The organism is Naasia sp. SYSU D00057, from assembly GCF_017916505.1.
Lineage (GTDB): Bacteria > Actinomycetota > Actinomycetes > Actinomycetales > Microbacteriaceae > Naasia.
Map to the genome: position 1 here is coordinate 293,605 of NZ_JAFMSZ010000001.1, position 16,573 is coordinate 310,177.

Consider the following 16,573-nt stretch of genomic DNA (forward strand, 5'->3'; position numbering starts at 1 on the left):
CCTGCTGCTTTCGTTGTCGTCCGGCGGTTCAGTCGGTCAGGACGCGAGGCCGAGCTCGGCGCAGACGTCGCTCGAGGGGTCGTTGAGCGCATCGCAGACCTCGATCTCGCCGTCGAGGATCTGCTGCTGCAGGCCCTCCACCTCGCTCGTGAGTCCCGGCACGAGGCTGGCGAGCTCCTCCGGTCCCTCCTCCTGGAAGACGGTGGAGCCGTCAGCCCACGAGATGCCCGAGACGCCCTCGGCCATGCCGGCCTGCACGAAGCCGGACTCGAACTCGTCGTTCAGCGCCGCCTCGATGAGGTTGTAGGTGGTCTGGTCGACGCGCTTCATGACGGAGACGATGACCGTGCCGGGCGCGTCGCCGTCCTGGTTGCTGTCGACGCCGATGGCGTAGGCGCCCTCCTGCTCGGCGGCGGTGAACACGCCCTGGCCGGAGAGGCCGGCGACGGCGTAGATGATGTCGTTGCCCTCCTGGTAGAGCGCGAGGGCCGCCTCCTGGCCGACCGCCGGGTCGGAGAACTCGCCGTTCAGGTAGGTGGACGTGACCGTGCAGTCGGGGCAGGCGGCGAGGACGCCCTGCATGTAGCCGTAGTAGAACTGGTCGATCCCGGGCGCCTCGATGCCGAGCACCGCGCCGACCTTCTTGGTCTGGGTCATCTTCCCCGCGATGTAGCCGCCGAGGAAGCTGCTCTCGTGCACGTTGATGGCGAACGCCTGCACGTTGTCGGGCAGCTCGTCGACGAAGATGTCGCTCGGCACGCCGAACCTCTGGTCGGGGTTCTCCTCTGCGACCGCGAGCAGCGCCTCCGGGTCGAGTCCCGGCGCGAGGATGATGTCCGGCTGGGTGGCGACGGTGGAGCGGATGACGCCCTCCTGCTGGGAGACCGACTCGGCCTCGACGAGGCGGCCCTCCACGCCGAGCTCGTCCTTCGCGAGCTCGACGCCCGCGATGGCGGAGTCGATGTAGCCGCCGTCCCCGGCCGCGCCGGGCGTGATGAGGGCGTAGGTGAACGTGTCGTCGCCGGAGGCGGCGGCGTCATCCGCTGAGCCGCCGGCACAGCCGGCGAGAAGCGCGGTGACGGCGAGGGCGGAGAGAGGGACCAGGGCGATCCGCTGTCGTGACATGGGGCTCCTTCGAGGGAATGGTGCGGAACGGTGCGGTGGTGCGTCGGTGGAACGTTCGTGGTGCGGGTGGGTGGAGCGGGAGGTGCTGCTGGCCGTCAGCCCCGCGGGGAGCGGGAGGAGGACGGCTCCTCGACCCGCGACGACTCCGGTGGGGGCGCCGCGCCGGGCTCGGGCCTCGGCGGCCCCGGTTCTCGGAGTCGCCCCAGCGGGATCCGGCTGCTCTGCGACCACAGCCGGAGGAACGAGCCCCTCGACTTGGCGCGCAGTCCGACGAGGACGAGCGCGACGAACGCGGCGCCCTGCGGGATGAACTGCGTCACGCTCGCGGGCACGTCGAACGCCTGCAGGCGGATCGACGCGGCGCTCGCGAAGCCGAACACGGCCGCGGCGGGCACGATGAAGGCGGGCTTGTTGAGCGCGAGGAGCGCGGCGGTGATGCCGATCCAGCCACGGTCCGCGCTCATGTTGCGGGTGAACAGGCCGAGGTCCCCGACCGAGAGGTAGGCGCCGCCGATGCCCGCGAGGGCGCCGGCCGCGAGCAGGGTGAGGGTCTGGGTGCGACCGACGGAGAGGCCCGCGGATGCCGCGGCGATCGGCGCCTCCCCGACGGCGAGGAGGTGTCGTCCGCTGCGGGTGCGGAAGTAGATCCCGACGAGGATGGCGGCGAAGAAGGCGAGGTAGACCGACCAGTTCAGCCGGCTGAGGAGCGCGCCGAGGAAGGGCAGGTCGCTGATGCCTGGGATTGTGAGCGGCGGGATCGTCTCGAGGTCCGGGCTGTAGGTCCCCACCCCGCCGAGGTAGGACCGCATCAGGTAGACGGTGAGCTGCAGCACGAGGATGTTGAGCCCGATCGCGAGCACCACGAGGTCGACCCCGAGGCGTTGGGCGAGGGCGAGGAGAGCGCCGATCAGCGCGCCGCTCGCCGCGGCGGCGAGGACGCCGAGGAGTGTGTTGCCCGTCCCGGCCGCGACGAGGATGCCGACGAAGGCGCCGGCGAGCACCTTGGACTCGATTGCGAGGTTGAGCACGCCGGCTCGGGCGCTCAGCAGCGAGGCGATCGCGGCGAAGAGGATCGGCACCGTGAGGCGGATGCCGCTGTTGAGGAAGTCGGCGACGAGATTCATGCTGCGCTCCCCCGTCCCGCCGGCTGGGCGAGACTGGCGCCCGAGTCGAGCAGCCGGTTCGCCCTCCGCCGGTCGAGGAATCGTTCCCACCGGGTGAGCAGCGGCGCCTGGGCGGCGATGAAGACGATCATCAGCGCGAGCACGGTCGAGCCGATCTCGCGCGGCACGCCGAGCATGATCTGCAGGCCGTTGACCGCGCCGACGGTGATGCCGGCGTAGAGGATGCCGAGGAGCCCGGCTCCGATCGCGGTCGTCCCGCCGAGGATCGCGGCCGTCAGGCCGGTGAATCCGGTGCCGTCGGAGAAGCCCTCGACGACGCGGTAGTTGGTGCCGATCACCTGGATGCCGCCGCCGATGCCGGCGAGGGCGCCGCCGAGCAGGCCGGCGCGGAGCACGCTCGCGGTGCTCGACATACCGGAGTAGCGGGCGAACGCCGGCGCCTCCCCTGACATCCGCTGCTCGTAGCCGACGGTGGTGCGGTTGAGGTAGAAGCCGACGGCGACGACGGCGAGGACCGCCAGCACGAAGGCGAGCCCGAACTTGGTCGAGGTGTCGAAGACCGGGAGCCGCGCCTCGTCGCGCACGACGTGCGTGTATCCGTTAGTCGACGCCTCCGCGCGCAGCGGGTAGTTGACGAGGAAGTCGAGCAGCAGGCCGGCGATGGCGTTGAGGACGATCGTGATGATGAGCTCGTTGACGCCGAGGAAGACCTTGAGGATCGCCGGGATCACTCCCCACAGCGCTCCCATGAGGGCCGAGGCGGCGAGGGCGACGACCGGGGCGACTCCCGCCGGCGCCGCGATCGCGTAGCCGGCGACGGCTCCGGCGAGCCCGCCGAGCGCGTACTGGCCCTCCTGCCCGATGCTGAACAGCCCCGTGCGGAGGGAGACGACAGCGCCGAGGGCGCAGAAGATGATCGGCCCGGCGAGGGCGAGGGTGCCGCCGAGGTTGCAGTAGCCGGGTGAGCAGGAGAACCCCGCCTGCACGACGGTGCTCGCGGCTGCGACCGGCGACTCCCCCAGCGCCAGGACGAGCAGTGCGCCGACCATCAGCGAGGCCACGATCGCGAGCACGGGCATGCCGATGCGGCGGATGGTCCGCTCGATCGCGTCGCGCTGCATGGGGCTCCCCGGCTCGGTGGTGCGAGAGGTACTCGGCACAGCCTGGCGGGCCCGTGTTACGTATTCACACTTGTTTCGGTTTCGCCAGTGTTACGAATTCACACGGTCGCGATCGGTGCGGCCCAACGTGCAGGGCCACCCACCGCACCCCTTGCGGTGGCAACCCCTTGTTGCGGGCGGCGGTGGTGAGTGAGGTGTTCGCATGACTAGCGCGGCAAGCGCCTCGGGCGCGACGGCCGGTGCGGTCCCCGTCAAGGGGATCGGCCACCTCAAGCGGGTCGTCACCGGCCCCCTCCTCTTCGCCTTCATCGTCGGCGATACCCTCGGCGCGGGCATCTACACGCTGGTCGGCACCATGGCCACCGATGTCGGCGGCGTCATCTGGCTGCCGTTGCTCATCGCACTCGTCGCGGCACTCCTGACGGCGGGAACCTACGCGGAGCTGATCACGAAGTATCCGCACGCGGGCGGCGCCGCCCGGTACGCAGAGCGGGCGTTCAAGGTCCCGTACGTGTCGTTCCTCGTCGGGTTCCTGATGATGTCGTCGGGCATCACGACGGCGGCCGCGCTCGCGAACGCGTTCGCCGGCGACTACCTCGGCGCGCTGCTGCCGGCCCTGCCGGCGGCCCCGACCGCGATCGTCTTCATCGGCATCCTCGTTCTGATCAACCTGTGGGGCGTCCGCGAGTCGCTGACCGCGAACCTGGTGGCATCGGTGATCGAGGTCACGGGCCTCGTGATCGTGATCTTCTGCGCCGCCGTGCTCCTTGGCGGCGGCGGTGGGGACCCGGCGCGCGTGCTCGAGTTCGCGCCCGACGTTCCTCCGCTGCAGGGTGCGTTCGCGGCCTCGATCGTCGCGTTCTTCTCCTTCCTCGGGTTCGAGGCGGCCGCGAACATGGCGGAGGAGGTGCGCAACCCGTCGAAGGTGTATCCGCGGGCGCTGTTCGCCGCGCTCGGCACGGCCGCGGTCGTCTACCTCCTCATCGCGCTCGGCGCCGTGATCGCCGTGGAGCCGTCCGAGCTCGCGACGTCGAGCGGCCCGCTGCTCGAGGTGGTCCGCGGCAGCGGCGTGGGCATCCCGCTGTGGATCTTCAGCCTCATCGCCCTCGTCGCGATCGCGAACGGCGCCCTGCTCTTCATGGTGATGGCGAGCCGGGTCGCCTACGGTCTCGCCGAGTCGGGCCTGCTCCCCACCGCGTTCGGGCGGGTGCTCCTCAACCGCCGCACGCCGTGGGTGTCGATCCTCGTCATCGGCGGCGCGACGATGCTGCTGAGCATCCTCGGCGACGTCGGCACGCTGGCCCAGACGACGGTGCTGCTGCTCCTCCTCGTCTTCATCTCGGCCAACATCAGCGTGCTGGTGCTGAAGAAGGACCGCGTCGAGCACGACCACTTCCATGTGCCCCGGGTGGTGCCGGTGCTCGCGATCATCGCGGCGCTCGTGCTGCTCACGCAGCAGAGCGGGATCGCGTGGCTCGGGTCGCTCGGGTACGCGGTGGTGGGGACGGTGCTGTTCTTCGTGGCGCGGTTCTCGAAGACAAGAGCGGAGCAGGTACCAAGCGAGCCCTCGAGCTGAGGCGATACAGCGGCCGACTTTTCGTTACACCTGGAATCCGAGGAGCTTTTCGTCCCTACAAGGGCACTACGAGCTTCAACGTCCACAATCGCAGTTGCGGCGATGCCCTGGGCCGCCCCTCGATACTCTCTTGTTGATCGACGGCAATCCGGCGAATACTGGTTGTGTTGCCTGGTGTCCTGGCACGCCGACTCAGAAGCGGCAGCATCCGAGCCGTGGATTCGGCCGCTTCGCGTTGAGAATCAGTCCTCTGCTCGTAATTGCGCACGAGACCGTCGAGTTGGGCGCAGGTTGTACTGACGGATGTTGCTTCCCGCGAGAACACGCGCCATTGAGAAGCGGCAGATAGACCAAAAACCCGAAGGTAGCGAGCAGGGGCAACCACCATACCGTTAGTATCTTTTGCAGGTTCGCAACACGGGAGCGGTATGACACGTCTTAATCAGAATGAGTTGCTGGAAGTTATACTCTTGTCACTCGACCGTTCAGGCACGGTCGTGCGCATTCTCGAACACAGGAAACCCTTCCTGCTGGCTCTGGGCCACGGCGCTGAAGCTCCGGGCATCATTGAAATCTTCATCTGGAACGTGACGCATGGAGGCGCAACGCGCAACCCTGACGAGTATCGTGTCCAGGTAACTCCAACAATGCCGCCTGCCGTTTCCTCTCATTCGCGCGTCGTACTCGGATGGTCTGATGACCTGCAGGTATTCACCGCCTGGGATCCATTCCGTCACTCGCAGCGATCCGCGGCTTCGCCGTCGCTGCAGGTCTCACTGGACACCATGGTGCTGGCAGCCGACGTAGGTGTCTCCTCTGAGATCAGAGGAAGCGGCGATGTGGTGGTTGCTTTGCAGCCATATTTCCTCGCCGTGTACCTCGAGTCCCTGGCCGAGATGCACAGCCTGCGGCCCTCCGACGTCGTGAGCGCAATGAATCTGGGGAGCACGGATCTCCCGCCTATTGACGAGAGGGACGTCATGGTGCAGCAGGTTCGAAAGCGCTTCCGCTCAGCAGACTTTGGGACCCGAGTTCGTACGGCCTACCGGTACGGATGCGCAGTGTGCGGCCTTCAACTCAACTTGACGGAGGCGGCCCACATCGTACCGGTGTGGAGCGGGGTGAACAATGACTCTGTCTCCAATGGGATGAATCTTTGCCGAAACCATCACGCAGCATATGATTCCGCTCTCTTCACCGTCGACGACGACTACACGATCCGGGTCAGTTCCGCCGCCAGATTGCTGTTGCCTGAGAAGAGGAGATTCGGATACGAGGAGCTTTCGTCGTTCCATGGGCTACCGCTTGAAAACCTGCCAGTTCTTCGCAGCCTTCGGCCTGATACAACGCTCCTAAGGCGCGGCGACGAAATCCGAAAATTCGTCATGTAGGCGCATGACGTGCCACACGGCCGCAATGTCCCCTGCTAAACCGAGTGGATGACGGCTCTGCCTGGAACATCGCGGATTCGACAGTGCGGAGCAACGGCTGAAGCGGCTTGTCAGCGAGTGCCTGCAGCCAAAACCCCGAGCTTGCGGAACGTGAACACCTCGGGCGGTTACGTGGCGGCCGAACTGTGCGTGGGCGGATAGCGCGCGATGTTCTCACCTAGAACCTGCGCAAGCCGCGGAGGCGCAGCGTTCCCCCCTCGCGTTCTTCTCCTTCCTCGGCTTCGAGGCCGCGGCCAATATGGCGGAGGAGGTGCGGAACCCGTCCAAGGTGTATCCGCGCGCTCTGTTCGCGGCCCTCGGCACCGCCGCCGTGGTCTATCTGCTCATCGCGCTGGGCGCCGTGATCGCCGTCGAGCCGACGACGCTCACGACCTCGAGCGGCCCGCTGCTCGAGGTGGTCCGCGGCAGCGGCGTCGGCATCCCGCTCTGGATCTTCAGCCTCATCGCCCTCGTCGCGATCGCGAACGGCGCCCTGCTGTTCATGGTGATGGCGAGCCGGGTGGCCTACGGCCTCGCCGAGTCGGGCCTGCTGCCCAGCGCGTTCGGGCGCGTGGTCAAGAATCGGCGCACGCCGTGGGTCTCGATCCTCGTCATCGGCGGCGCGACAATGCTGCTCAGCGTCCTCGGCGACGTCGGCACCCTCGCTCAGACGACGGTGCTGCTGCTCCTCCTCGTCTTCATCTCCGCGAATGTGAGCGTGTTGGTGCTTCCACGTGCCCCGGGTGGTGCCCGTGCTCGCGATCATCGCGTGATGAAGTCGTCAGTGCCGCTTGTCACACGATCTTCGCGCCAGCCTCGCGGATGCGGCGGAACACGTCGCTGAGCAGGGTTATGGCGGCGGCGGACGGCATCGACGAGTCGACGACGTCGCCCGCGACGAGCACCACGTCGAGCCCCTGCTCCCGCACGGCGGTCGCCAGCGCGTCGCGCACCTCGAGCAGGTGCGCGAGCGTCGAGTGCGTGTGGAAGGTGCGCCCGATGTGCCAGTCCGAGGTGTGGAGGATCTCCACACGCTGGGACGGTAGGCGGGGCTGCCGACACCGACGGGGAGGATCGCCGGGATGCGGCGGCGACGTGGCGTTCAGGAGGCGTCGTTGATCTATTAGCCCAGGGTGGGACGGTCATCCCGTAGGCGTCCATCGCGCGCTGCGCGACGATCGCGAAGGCCTCGGCGGGCCGCTCCACGTAGCCAGCCGCCTAGTCGACGAAGTCGGTCGGGCCGAGGGCGCATCCGCTTCTCGAGGCGGTCGACCGCGCGGAAAAGCGCGGCCATGGCGCGAGGGTCCGCGGTGCCGTCGCGCCGAAGGTGCCGCCCTGCTTGCCGCGGATGCGCAGGCTGACCAAGGCCGCGAGCAGCAACGAGGCTCGCTCTCCCTCGATCATCGGCTCCCGGCGGCCTTCCTTGCCGACGTCTTCTCCAGTCCCACCGAAGTCCGCGGTCGCGGGCCCCAGGCGACGTAGTCCGCCCCGAGGACGGCAACTTCAGCGGCTAGCCGGGCCCCCCCCCGTTGCCGAGCCGTTTCCGATGAACTTGGCCAGATAGGCGCGAAGTCCCGGGTCGCAGGCGTAGACGTACGTTCCGAGAATGCCACGTGTGAGCAGGACCGCGTAGATGTTGGTGATGAACTGCAGCAGGTCCTGGTCGCCGTAGGCCTTGCCCAGGACCGGGTTATTCTCCTTGCCCTTCTTGTCAAAGTAGGCTGCCCGGTCGATCGTTAGCTGGCGGTTGGCCATGTCGTAAGTAAGGTCAGGTCCGATGATGACGCCGGCATAGTTGAGGTCGTAGCCCTGGACGGTGTGGATCGACCCGACTTCCTCAAGGGATTTCGGAGACGCGATCCAGTCGATCGCGGAACTGTTCCACCGGAGGTAAGAGCCGTCGATCTCGATGTCGTGCGCCGTCTTGTCGGACCTGCTCTTCCACTCCCATGCGTACCCTGCGACCAGCCGCGCGAGCCCCGACTCTGCGTCCCTCCGTCGGATTTCTTCTCGCATGTCGGCGACGCTGTCGAACATTCGGAAGTCGTATCCCTCGAACTCCTGCCGCACCAGCTCTCGAGGGGCGACGCTCGGCGGCCGAAGGATGGCTCGGACATAGCCAACGTAGTCGTCACCCGCTCGCACGCGCATCTGGGACGTCAGTCGGTAGTGACGGCCGCTTCTTTCCGTTTCGCGGACGAGTTCGTCGAGCAGCGTGCGCGGAAGGTCTGCAGGCCGGACTGACTGTGCTGCATCCAGAAGAAAGATCTGGTGCTTGCTCTTCGTTCGTATCCAGTCCAACTGGGTCTTTGTCAAGTCGTCCGAGCCGAAGAGCGTCTCGGTAATCTCACGGAACTTCTTGTTCTGCACTCCGGACGGTTGATTCGCCCGCTGATTCAGGCGATGAGTTTCGTCGATTAGCAGCACGTCGAAGTCCTGCTCCGCCCCTCCGACATCGAAGGGGGTTAACACCATCCCCGGGTGCAATCCCGGAGTCTTGTTGAAGACCTTCTTGATGGACTCCCGCAACGACTGTTGTGGGACGACGAGGCCGATGCGGATGTCCTTCACGAGGTCGCCGTATCCGCTCCCGAAGAAGTCCGAGAACATCGAGTTGCCATCGAGGCCCTCCGCCGGAGTCGTCCGCCCGATGTCGATGATCAGCTTGAGCAGGTAGATCGCGAGAACCGTCTTGCCCGTGCCAGGCGCTCCTTGGATGACGATCGTGCTCTGCGCGCCGCGTTGTAGGTCCTCGAAGAGCCCTTCCAGGATGTCTTCGACGGAGCTAGCCTGGTCCGGGGTCAGCGCCTTGAATGGGGACAGCTTGAAGTGGTCACTGTTCTCGATCTCTGGGACTGTTCGGCTGAAGAGGCCGTCCCGCCGCAGCTCATCGAAGATCTCGAGGAATTTGGCGCGGTAGGTGGCCCTGTCGTAGTAGTCGGCATCGGTGACGCCGTCATTGCGGTTCAGCACGCTGTACCGGCCGTCCCCAGCTAGAAGACGGATGAGGTAGGACTCGAGGTCTAGGCAGACGGACTTGTTGAACGTCTTGTCGACTATCACCCGGACAGTGGTGAGGTGGTTCTTCTGGGAGGAGTCGAGGTGCTGCCGCATACGAGCGGCGACGTTCAGAGATTCCCCGACGTAGACCTCGTTCAAAGAGAGGCGACCCGCTGGTTCGCTGTCCTTGTGGGAGTCATCGAGGACGTATACGACGGGCCAGTTGCTGTGGCGAGGATCAGTGGAGCCCCAAGCTTTGAGGGTTTCCTGGCTGAACGCTAGCCGCGTGATTTCACAGGTCGTCATACTTCCTGCTTCGCCCCCGAGCTTTCTCGACCGGATACTTCTCCCCCGTCATCGCCAGCTTATCCAGCACGATTTGATTCAGGTCAGCCCCGATGCGGTCGGCAAGCAGGATGCAGTACGTAAGCACGTCTGCCAACTCTTCGCGCACCCGACTCTCGTCGGCGTCGGCGTTCCATTGGAAGCACTCCAGCAACTCCCCAGCCTCGATGGCGATGCTCTTGGCCAGGTTCTCCGTCGTATGGAATTGTGACCAGTCGCGCTCAGCGACGAACGCGGCGATCTGCTGACGCACGGTCTCGTCCATGGGTCGAAGTTATCAGGGCGCGATGCTTGAACGGCGCGGGCAACCTGTTGCCCCCCATCGCGCGTCGACCGACCGCTCGGCGTGCGCGGAGTCCGACTTCTACGCGCTCCGCCGCGGACGCACTAGTTACGCGGAGCGGGACTGGACGCCGCGGCACCGGTGCAGGGGTGAGCGCTGCCGGAGACCGCGCTGGCCGAGGCGGTCCTGCCTGTGTTCTCGACCTGCCTGCGACCCCGACGACTGCCTGCGCAGCACCCCTAGCCGGCCGACATGGAAACGACCGTCGCGCTCCGCTCGCTGCGCCCATGCGCCGTGGCCCTCGGCGCCGTAGCCGTCCTCTTTCGGGCGCCTTCGGAATCTTCATCCTCAACGCGACGATGAAGGGCCTTCACTGGCGTCATGGAGTGCTCCGAGGGCTCCCTCTGGAAAATTATGAGGCTACGGACTGAGTAGAGGTCGCCACGTACTCAAGAGGATCCGATGCCAGCCTTGATTAGCCAGTCCGCGGTCGCAGTCTGAAGCTGCCACGGTGCGGCGAGGAGAACGCCCGCGAGATAGGGACGATCCGAGACTTCAGGAGGTTCAGGGGTCTGAAGCCCCACCCAATCGATCTCGCTGATGCCCTCCGACTTATGTGGATGGTCCAGAGACCTGATGAACCGTTCGACAAGATTTGGCCACCTCGGATGCCCCCACCAGTGGCCTGCGAAAACGGCGCCTTGTAGCGCGAGAGACAACAGAGCAGCATCTACGCCATACCGACGCGCAAGCGGCAGCAAGGCGAATAGAGCACGCTCCGCATGCAATTGCACCTCCTCTAGCTTGACACCCGCGCTATCGTGTAACGGCGCGCCGCCCGGGAGCACTCGGTTTGGATTCGCAACCCAGCGATACCAACGTGAGACAAGGGTCTCGAGATCCTCGTGGCATATGGACCAACCTCTGGATTGATTTCCTCGTTCCCCGAAGCCGACCTCCCGAAGCCATCGACCGGTAATCCCGCGGACTCGCCAGGTCGTGTGGGAATTGATTCGGAGCAATTCGCCGTCGCTTAGCCCGCCAAGGCGCGCGTGGATGTCTTCGATCGGGCCATTTCGCCATGCCGTGACTACTACACCGAGGTCCGCGAGCCGCAGAACCTGGCGCGGCGAGGACGCATCGAGCCCGAACTGTCCCTGCAAGTGATGCCGGATGCTATCTGCGTCTAAGGTGCCGAAGCCGTCCATGATTCGTCAATTCTCGCAGGTACGCGGGCGTCGGCCATCCGTACGAGCGACCGCCATGCGGCTGCATAAACGACGTGATCGCGATCGATGCACCCCTGGTCGTCCACAATCCCCCGCCGAAGACCATGCGGGACTGCGAACGGGAGATCGGGGTGCGCTGCGACCGCTGGCGCTTCTCGGCGTACCCAGCCTCACGGGCCTGCCCTGGTTGGCCGATGTCGCCCTCCGCCGGGGTCCCGGAGGGTCGCGGTGTCGTGTACGCGGATGGCACCGCTCGCCCGTCGTCGGTCGCGCCCGTCATATTCGAGTGCCACCTCAAGACGACCTCGCGGCATGCCCGAACTCGGATACGACGAGCGCAAGCGGAGTACAAATCTGCACGAGCGGCCGCGGCCGCCTGGTTCGCTCCTTCCGGTGACATCTTCCGGACCGTATTTCAAGCCGCAGAGACTCTCGGCGCGACAGCCGCCACCGCGCCCAGGGCCTCCCTCTCCCCCTCCCCCCGCACGCAAGCGTGGTTCGGCATAGTGCGTCGCCGTGCGCGCGATTCTGCGGTCGCCGGGGCGGCGGTCCTGCTCGTCCGCCAGGAGACTCGGAGAGGCGAGGTCAGGTGCGGGGCATCTCCCGCAACTGCGGACGCTTGAGGGTCAACGCGGTGACCGCCCGATTGTGCAGTTCGGTCCGAAGTGCGATTGCACCCTTCGCGCGATAGTTCTTCAAGAACTCGCCGTCCAAGAGGATGACCTGAATTGCAGTTGTCTCGGAAGCCCTCCTGGCGTAATCCAGCACCGACTTCGCGAAAGGGCCGGTAGTCACGATCGCGACAACTTGCGCCCTGAGCAGCGTCGCCATTCCTAATTCCTTTGCTAGGACGTCAAGACCGACCGCACTCTTCTGGTTCTTGCACTGGAAAAGCCACCGCGAAAAATGAAGGTGGGCCCCTTCCGCAACGAGGTCAACTTCTGCCCCACCCGTTTCCACTCCACGTTGCCGTAGTTCCACCGGCAGAAGTCCGGCTTCCGTCGCCAACCGAAGGGCAAGCAGTTCAAGGCCGATACCCTTGACGTGCTTATCCTCCGAATCCAGCATCGCCAGCACGTCGGAGAGCGGGGTACCCAGTTGCTTTTGAAGCTCCGGAGGGAAATCGCCCAGCTCGAGGCCCTCGACCAACTCGAGATCTAGAGCGAGCGCCTTCTCCGTCGGAGATATCAAGCCACCCTTGCCTCCTCGCCCTCCCTTTTTGACCTCCTGGTGGATCCATCCCTTTGCTACGAGTGGTCCATAGATGGTTTTCGCTACTTGAGCAGGGTCGAAGTCGACGCCGCCCTGGCGCAGCAACTCGAGCAACTCGGGTGACGGGATGGGCGTCGTGTTTCCGATCGCTCGGACACACAGCGCGACCACGACCGCCTGTTGCGCCGGGGAGAGCAGCCGCCACTCCGTTATGTCGTCCGCGCTCACGCCCGCTAACTCCACGAACCTGTCCTCATTGATGCCCCAGTTTGCGTCCACCACGTCAGCCACCGCGAGCCATTGACGCAATTTCCCGGAGTAGGAACTGTTGGTCGGGAGCGCGTAGCCTCGGCGAATCAACTCTTGGTCGACCGCCTTCTTCGTGACGATCCCATCGCGCTTCTTGAGTGCGCGAGCGACCTCAAGCACCTCGATACCTCGGCGATTCTTCAGAAGGAATCGAACGAACTCCGCGTAAGCATGAGGGGGCTGCTCCTTGAGGGCAAGGATCGCTTGCCCAAGCTCGGACAGTTCGATATTCACCAGAGATGGCCCAAGCAGGCCAGCCTGGCGCATGCCGGCGATAACGTTTCGGGCACGCGTCATTTGTTGCCTGAGTTGATCCTCCGGGTCCTCCTGCTTCTTCGCCGAGTTTAGGAACCACTCCTGCCGAATGGCCTCCACAATCTCGGCACGATCGGTGGAGCGTGCGACCAGTTCCAGAAGAAAGAGGAGAGCTTCAGGCCCTCCGAGTTGATCTGGGGTGAACTCGTTAAGAGCCGGGAGCCGGGGAGCGACGTCCGTCGACTCGAAGTTGTCGTCCGCCGCGGGGGCAGACGAGGACTCTTCAGTCCCGCCCTCTAGCTCTTCGTCGTTTCGACTCGCCTCGGGCAGGGGGACGTCCGCGCCCGGGACTTCTGAGTTCCGAGATGCCTCCCTCGCGTCAGCCTCCTCGGCATCGCCGCTCGAGGCTGGATCTAGTTCCGTCACGCAGCTACCTTCTCGCCAGCGCGAGCGAGAAGGGCCTGCGCGATGTTGGCGCCAAGCGCGTGCGCGAGGGCAGGCGGAACGGCGTTTCCGACCTGCCTCCATTGCTGCTCGACATTCCCGCTAAGGAACCAGTCATCGGGGAAGGTCTGCAGTCTTTTGACCTCCTCGATGCGGAGGATCCGGTTTCGCCAATGGAAGGGCCCCATGTTGTTTGACCGGCGTGCCTGGATCGTCCACGACGGCATATCGGGGCTCAGTTTGAGGAGGAAGGACCAGTAGCGCTTCCGCCACTCGAACTGCGGGTTGGGGTGCCCCCGCTTGGCGGTGAAGAACAGGTAATTGTCGCCCGGCGGAATCTGCTCGAGGAGGTGACGATGCTTGCCACCGGCCACGTGTCCCTCGTCGCTCGCGAATTCCTCCGTGTCGAGGTCACCGATCGCCTCTCCAGAAGTACGCCAGGGACGGTCCACCGCAAGGCTCGGCGTCTGCGGATCGTGATGCGTCGGCTCGGGCCACGAGTATTCCGCATCGAGTGTTCCGACGATGAAGAACCGCTGACGCAGTTGCGGCACCCCGTAGTCCGCTGCATTCAGCACTCGCGTGGAGCAGGTATACCCGAGCTCCCGAGCCGTGGCCAGAATGAAGTCGAGCGTCTCCGCGTGCACCTTGAAGGCCATGCCGGCAACGTTCTCGAGGAGGAAGGCCTTAGGCCGCAACCAACGCAACGTGTTCAGGTAGCCGCCGATGGTCACCTCCCCCACCGGGTCGCTCATCGCACGAGGCTTGTCGGTTCGATAGAACCGGCTCTTAGAGAAAGGCGGGCAGGGCGGACCGCCGACCAGCAGATCGACGTCGCTCAATCTGTCCGCGCCGATGAGCTTCTTCGCCAACTCCTCAGAGAAGTCCGCGATGCTGCCGAGATAGAACTTCGACTCGGGGAAATTGACGGCATGGCTTTGAGCCGAGAAGGGGTCGTTGTCAACGCCGCCCAGGACGTCAAATCCCGCGTTGCGAATTCCCAGGTCGAGCCCCCCGCACCCGGAGAACAAGCTCAAGGCGGTCAGGCGCTCGCCGCTCACGCCGCGTGCCTAGCGTCGGATACTAGCGTCTGGATGGCCGCCGAGACCATGGCAGAACCCATGACAGCAGGCACTGCATTCCCAATCTGGCGAACCTGCTCGCGACGAGGTCCGGCGAAGCGATAGTCACGAGGGAAAGTCTGCAGAGCAGCTAGTTCAGGGATGCGGAGGCGCCGGCCGGACCAGTGGAACGGCCCGGTCCAGGGGCCTGGGCTGGCCGGGATGGTCCAAGATGGGCGCTCGGGTGACAGCTTGAGCAAGAAGTTCCAGTAGCGTGTCTCCGCCTCGAAAGTCGGGCTGGGATGCCCCGCCCAAGCGGAATGGAACTTGTAGTTCATTCCGGGTGGAATGTCGGCGAGATGTTGCGCCCACCGGCCCTGCACGACCTCGGCATCCTCCGCGAAGTCCGGTCCGTCGAACTCCGCGAGCGCGTCGCCCGAAGTCCGCCATGGCAACATCCCGTGCTCGGCCGTCTCGGCGTGAGTCTCTAGGGGTTCCTCCGGCATCCCATTCAGCGATCCAAGCAGGAAGACGCGCTGCCGCATCTGGGGAGCGCCGTAGTTGGTGGCAGTCGCGACCACCTTCCTCGTGGCGTATCCGGCAGCTTCCGCGTCGGCGCGCAATGCCTCGAAAATGTGCTTATTCCTCGGGTGCAGGATGCTCGGAACGTTCTCGAAGACGAAGGCGGAAGCTTCCGACTCTCGAGTGAGTCTCCAGAACTCGTGCACCAGGGTGCGGCGACTGTCCGGACGCGCGACGAGAGGTTCAGTGGGCTTCAGAGCCGCTTCCCCTCGAGCACGCGCGCGGCGATACGCCGCCTCGTCGCCCTTATCAACCCAGTAGGCCGCCTTCGAGAAAGGCTGGCAGGGAGCACCACCGATCATGACGAAGTCGTCGGCGGCCGACAGCCCCGCTGCTTTCCGCAGTTGGGCGCCGGTCAGCGTGGTGACGTCCGCCTCCATGACATGCCCTCCATGGAGTCCCGGGTTCAGGCGCATGGTCTCGCAGGAGAAGGAATCGTTGTCGACCGACAGGCGTAGTTCGCCGCCAGCCTGCCCAGCACCGATCCCCAGTCCTCCTGCTCCGGCGAACAGGTCAATGATTGGCATCTGTCGTGTCATGAAGTCCCTCGTCGTCCTAGGTGCAGCGTGGCCGTCAAGCTAGCGGGAGCCTCCGACACCACCTCACAGCACCGCCTACGGACGCTAACGGCTGTGGCGGCGAGAGAGAGGGAGGGCGCATGAGTGTCATCGAAATGGAGCCGCCGAAGCCTCTCCGTGGGCGGCGTTAGCACCGGAGCGAACGACAATAACCCAGTCCGGCGCGTCTCCCAGGCATACCCACCGCCGAGGCCTGCTGGCTGGGGTATCTGAAGCAGGCGCTAGGCGCCTGGAAGAGGGCCTCAGTGTCGCAGCGCGACTGTGACAGTCTGTGGAACGGTCGTGGTTTCGACAACGGCACCGATGAGGTTCGCTCGTGGTGGAGAAAGACGTCAAGCCGTAGACACGGGATGGGTGTGACCGGCGGGCCGAGCACCCTGCGCGGGTGCGGCAGAGATCACTCGGGCTCATCAGCCGGGCGGAGGTGTGCGCCGCACCGGTCGAACGCTCACGTTCGGGATCGGACCTCTCGGTCTCGCTCGATCCTTTCCAAGATGGAACGGACGATCTGCTCAGGCGCCTCATGCTCCCAGTACCGCAACACTGTCCACCCTGCCTGGCGGAGTTGGCTGTCGGTTTCGCGATCGCGCTCAACGTTGCGCTTGAGCTTCGGAAGCCAGTAGTCGCTATTGGTCCGCGGGTACGTCGCGTGTTGGGGGCATCCGTGCCAGAAGCACCCATCGATATACACCGCTATGCGTCGGCGGCTGAAGACGATGTCCGCCCTTCGTCGCCCTCCGAGCGGAGCGAGGTCGACGCGGTAGCGGGCGCCGGCGGCGTGCAGAAGCTTCCGAACCCGCAGTTCGGGCGTGGTGTCTCGACCGCGGTTCGCCTGCATCGAGCGCCGCGCCCCGGGAGTGGACGCCCAGGACATGCGAGCAGCGTATCGCGCCCCGACC

General features: G+C 65.5%; 13 protein-coding genes. 3 read left to right on the forward strand and 10 right to left on the reverse strand.

The genetic code is table 11. The features are described from left to right. Positions 1 to 36: 36 nt before the first annotated feature. The 3 genes from J3P36_RS01440 to J3P36_RS01450 form a co-directional block, all read right to left on the reverse strand. Complete coding sequence (locus J3P36_RS01440; RefSeq protein ID WP_210505485.1) at positions 37 to 1,125, reverse strand: BMP family ABC transporter substrate-binding protein; 1,089 nt, start codon at positions 1,123 to 1,125, stop codon at positions 37 to 39. A gap of 95 nt (positions 1,126 to 1,220) precedes the next feature. Continuing rightward, positions 1,221 to 2,249: an ABC transporter permease gene (locus J3P36_RS01445; protein WP_210505486.1), complete on the reverse strand. Its 1,029-nt coding sequence runs from the start codon at positions 2,247 to 2,249 to the stop codon at positions 1,221 to 1,223. Beyond that, a complete protein-coding gene (locus tag J3P36_RS01450) occupies positions 2,246 to 3,370 on the reverse strand; it encodes an ABC transporter permease (protein ID WP_210505487.1) in 1,125 nt (374 codons plus the stop codon). The genes J3P36_RS01445 and J3P36_RS01450 overlap by 4 nt, the downstream gene beginning before the upstream one ends. A gap of 202 nt (positions 3,371 to 3,572) precedes the next feature. Between J3P36_RS01450 and J3P36_RS01455 the strand changes: the two genes are divergently transcribed. The 3 genes from J3P36_RS01455 (at position 3,573) to J3P36_RS01465 (ending at position 7,220) form a co-directional block, all read left to right on the forward strand. Beyond that, positions 3,573 to 4,946, forward strand: a complete 1,374-nt coding sequence (locus J3P36_RS01455) for an APC family permease (RefSeq protein ID WP_210505488.1) — start codon at positions 3,573 to 3,575, stop codon at positions 4,944 to 4,946. Between the two features lie 497 nt (positions 4,947 to 5,443). After that, a complete protein-coding gene (locus tag J3P36_RS16690) occupies positions 5,444 to 6,337 on the forward strand; it encodes an HNH endonuclease (RefSeq protein ID WP_210505489.1) in 894 nt (297 codons plus the stop codon). Positions 6,338 to 6,647: 310 nt separating this feature from the next. Beyond that, entirely contained in the window at positions 6,648 to 7,220 is a 573-nt protein-coding gene (locus J3P36_RS01465) for an APC family permease (RefSeq protein WP_307806913.1), read from the forward strand. On the opposite strand, the gene J3P36_RS01470 is transcribed toward J3P36_RS01465, so the two are convergent. The 7 genes from J3P36_RS01470 to J3P36_RS01500 all read right to left on the reverse strand — a co-directional run bounded on the left by J3P36_RS01470 (position 7,171) and on the right by J3P36_RS01500 (position 16,548). Next, positions 7,171 to 7,407 (reverse strand): metallophosphoesterase, encoded by a 237-nt coding sequence (locus tag J3P36_RS01470; protein WP_210505491.1) that lies wholly within the window; start codon positions 7,405 to 7,407, stop codon positions 7,171 to 7,173. The two genes, J3P36_RS01465 and J3P36_RS01470, sit on opposite strands and share 50 nt — an antisense overlap. Before the next feature lie 472 nt (positions 7,408 to 7,879). Then, a complete protein-coding gene (locus J3P36_RS01475; RefSeq protein WP_210505492.1) occupies positions 7,880 to 9,682 on the reverse strand; it encodes a DNA/RNA helicase domain-containing protein in 1,803 nt (600 codons plus the stop codon). Next, positions 9,669 to 9,986, reverse strand: a complete 318-nt coding sequence (locus J3P36_RS01480; RefSeq protein ID WP_210505493.1) for a nucleotide pyrophosphohydrolase — start codon at positions 9,984 to 9,986, stop codon at positions 9,669 to 9,671. The genes J3P36_RS01475 and J3P36_RS01480 overlap by 14 nt, the downstream gene beginning before the upstream one ends. A 1,832-nt stretch (positions 9,987 to 11,818) precedes the next feature. Beyond that, positions 11,819 to 13,435, reverse strand: a complete 1,617-nt coding sequence (locus J3P36_RS16695; protein ID WP_210505494.1) for a restriction endonuclease — start codon at positions 13,433 to 13,435, stop codon at positions 11,819 to 11,821. After that, entirely contained in the window at positions 13,432 to 14,514 is a 1,083-nt protein-coding gene (locus tag J3P36_RS01490) for a DNA cytosine methyltransferase (RefSeq protein WP_210505495.1), read from the reverse strand. Before J3P36_RS01490 ends, J3P36_RS16695 begins: the two co-directional genes overlap by 4 nt. Next, complete coding sequence (locus tag J3P36_RS01495; RefSeq protein ID WP_210505496.1) at positions 14,511 to 15,635, reverse strand: DNA cytosine methyltransferase; 1,125 nt, start codon at positions 15,633 to 15,635, stop codon at positions 14,511 to 14,513. Before J3P36_RS01495 ends, J3P36_RS01490 begins: the two co-directional genes overlap by 4 nt. A gap of 487 nt (positions 15,636 to 16,122) precedes the next feature. Continuing rightward, entirely contained in the window at positions 16,123 to 16,548 is a 426-nt protein-coding gene (locus J3P36_RS01500) for a very short patch repair endonuclease (protein WP_282595077.1), read from the reverse strand. Positions 16,549 to 16,573 lie beyond the last annotated feature (25 nt).

Excerpts from the sequence above, each read along its gene's own strand:
- J3P36_RS01500 (WP_282595077.1), bottom strand. The coding sequence starts at position 16,548 with ATGTCCTGGGCGTCCACTCCCGGGGCGCGGCGCTCGATGCAGGCGAAC.
- J3P36_RS01455 (WP_210505488.1), top strand. The coding sequence starts at position 3,573 with ATGACTAGCGCGGCAAGCGCCTCGGGCGCGACGGCCGGTGCGGTCCCC.
- J3P36_RS01440 (WP_210505485.1), bottom strand. The coding sequence starts at position 1,125 with ATGTCACGACAGCGGATCGCCCTGGTCCCTCTCTCCGCCCTCGCCGTC.
- J3P36_RS01495 (WP_210505496.1), bottom strand. The coding sequence starts at position 15,635 with ATGACACGACAGATGCCAATCATTGACCTGTTCGCCGGAGCAGGAGGA.
- J3P36_RS01480 (WP_210505493.1), bottom strand. The coding sequence starts at position 9,986 with ATGGACGAGACCGTGCGTCAGCAGATCGCCGCGTTCGTCGCTGAGCGC.
- J3P36_RS01475 (WP_210505492.1), bottom strand. The coding sequence starts at position 9,682 with ATGACGACCTGTGAAATCACGCGGCTAGCGTTCAGCCAGGAAACCCTC.
- J3P36_RS01445 (WP_210505486.1), bottom strand. The coding sequence starts at position 2,249 with ATGAATCTCGTCGCCGACTTCCTCAACAGCGGCATCCGCCTCACGGTG.
- J3P36_RS01450 (WP_210505487.1), bottom strand. The coding sequence starts at position 3,370 with ATGCAGCGCGACGCGATCGAGCGGACCATCCGCCGCATCGGCATGCCC.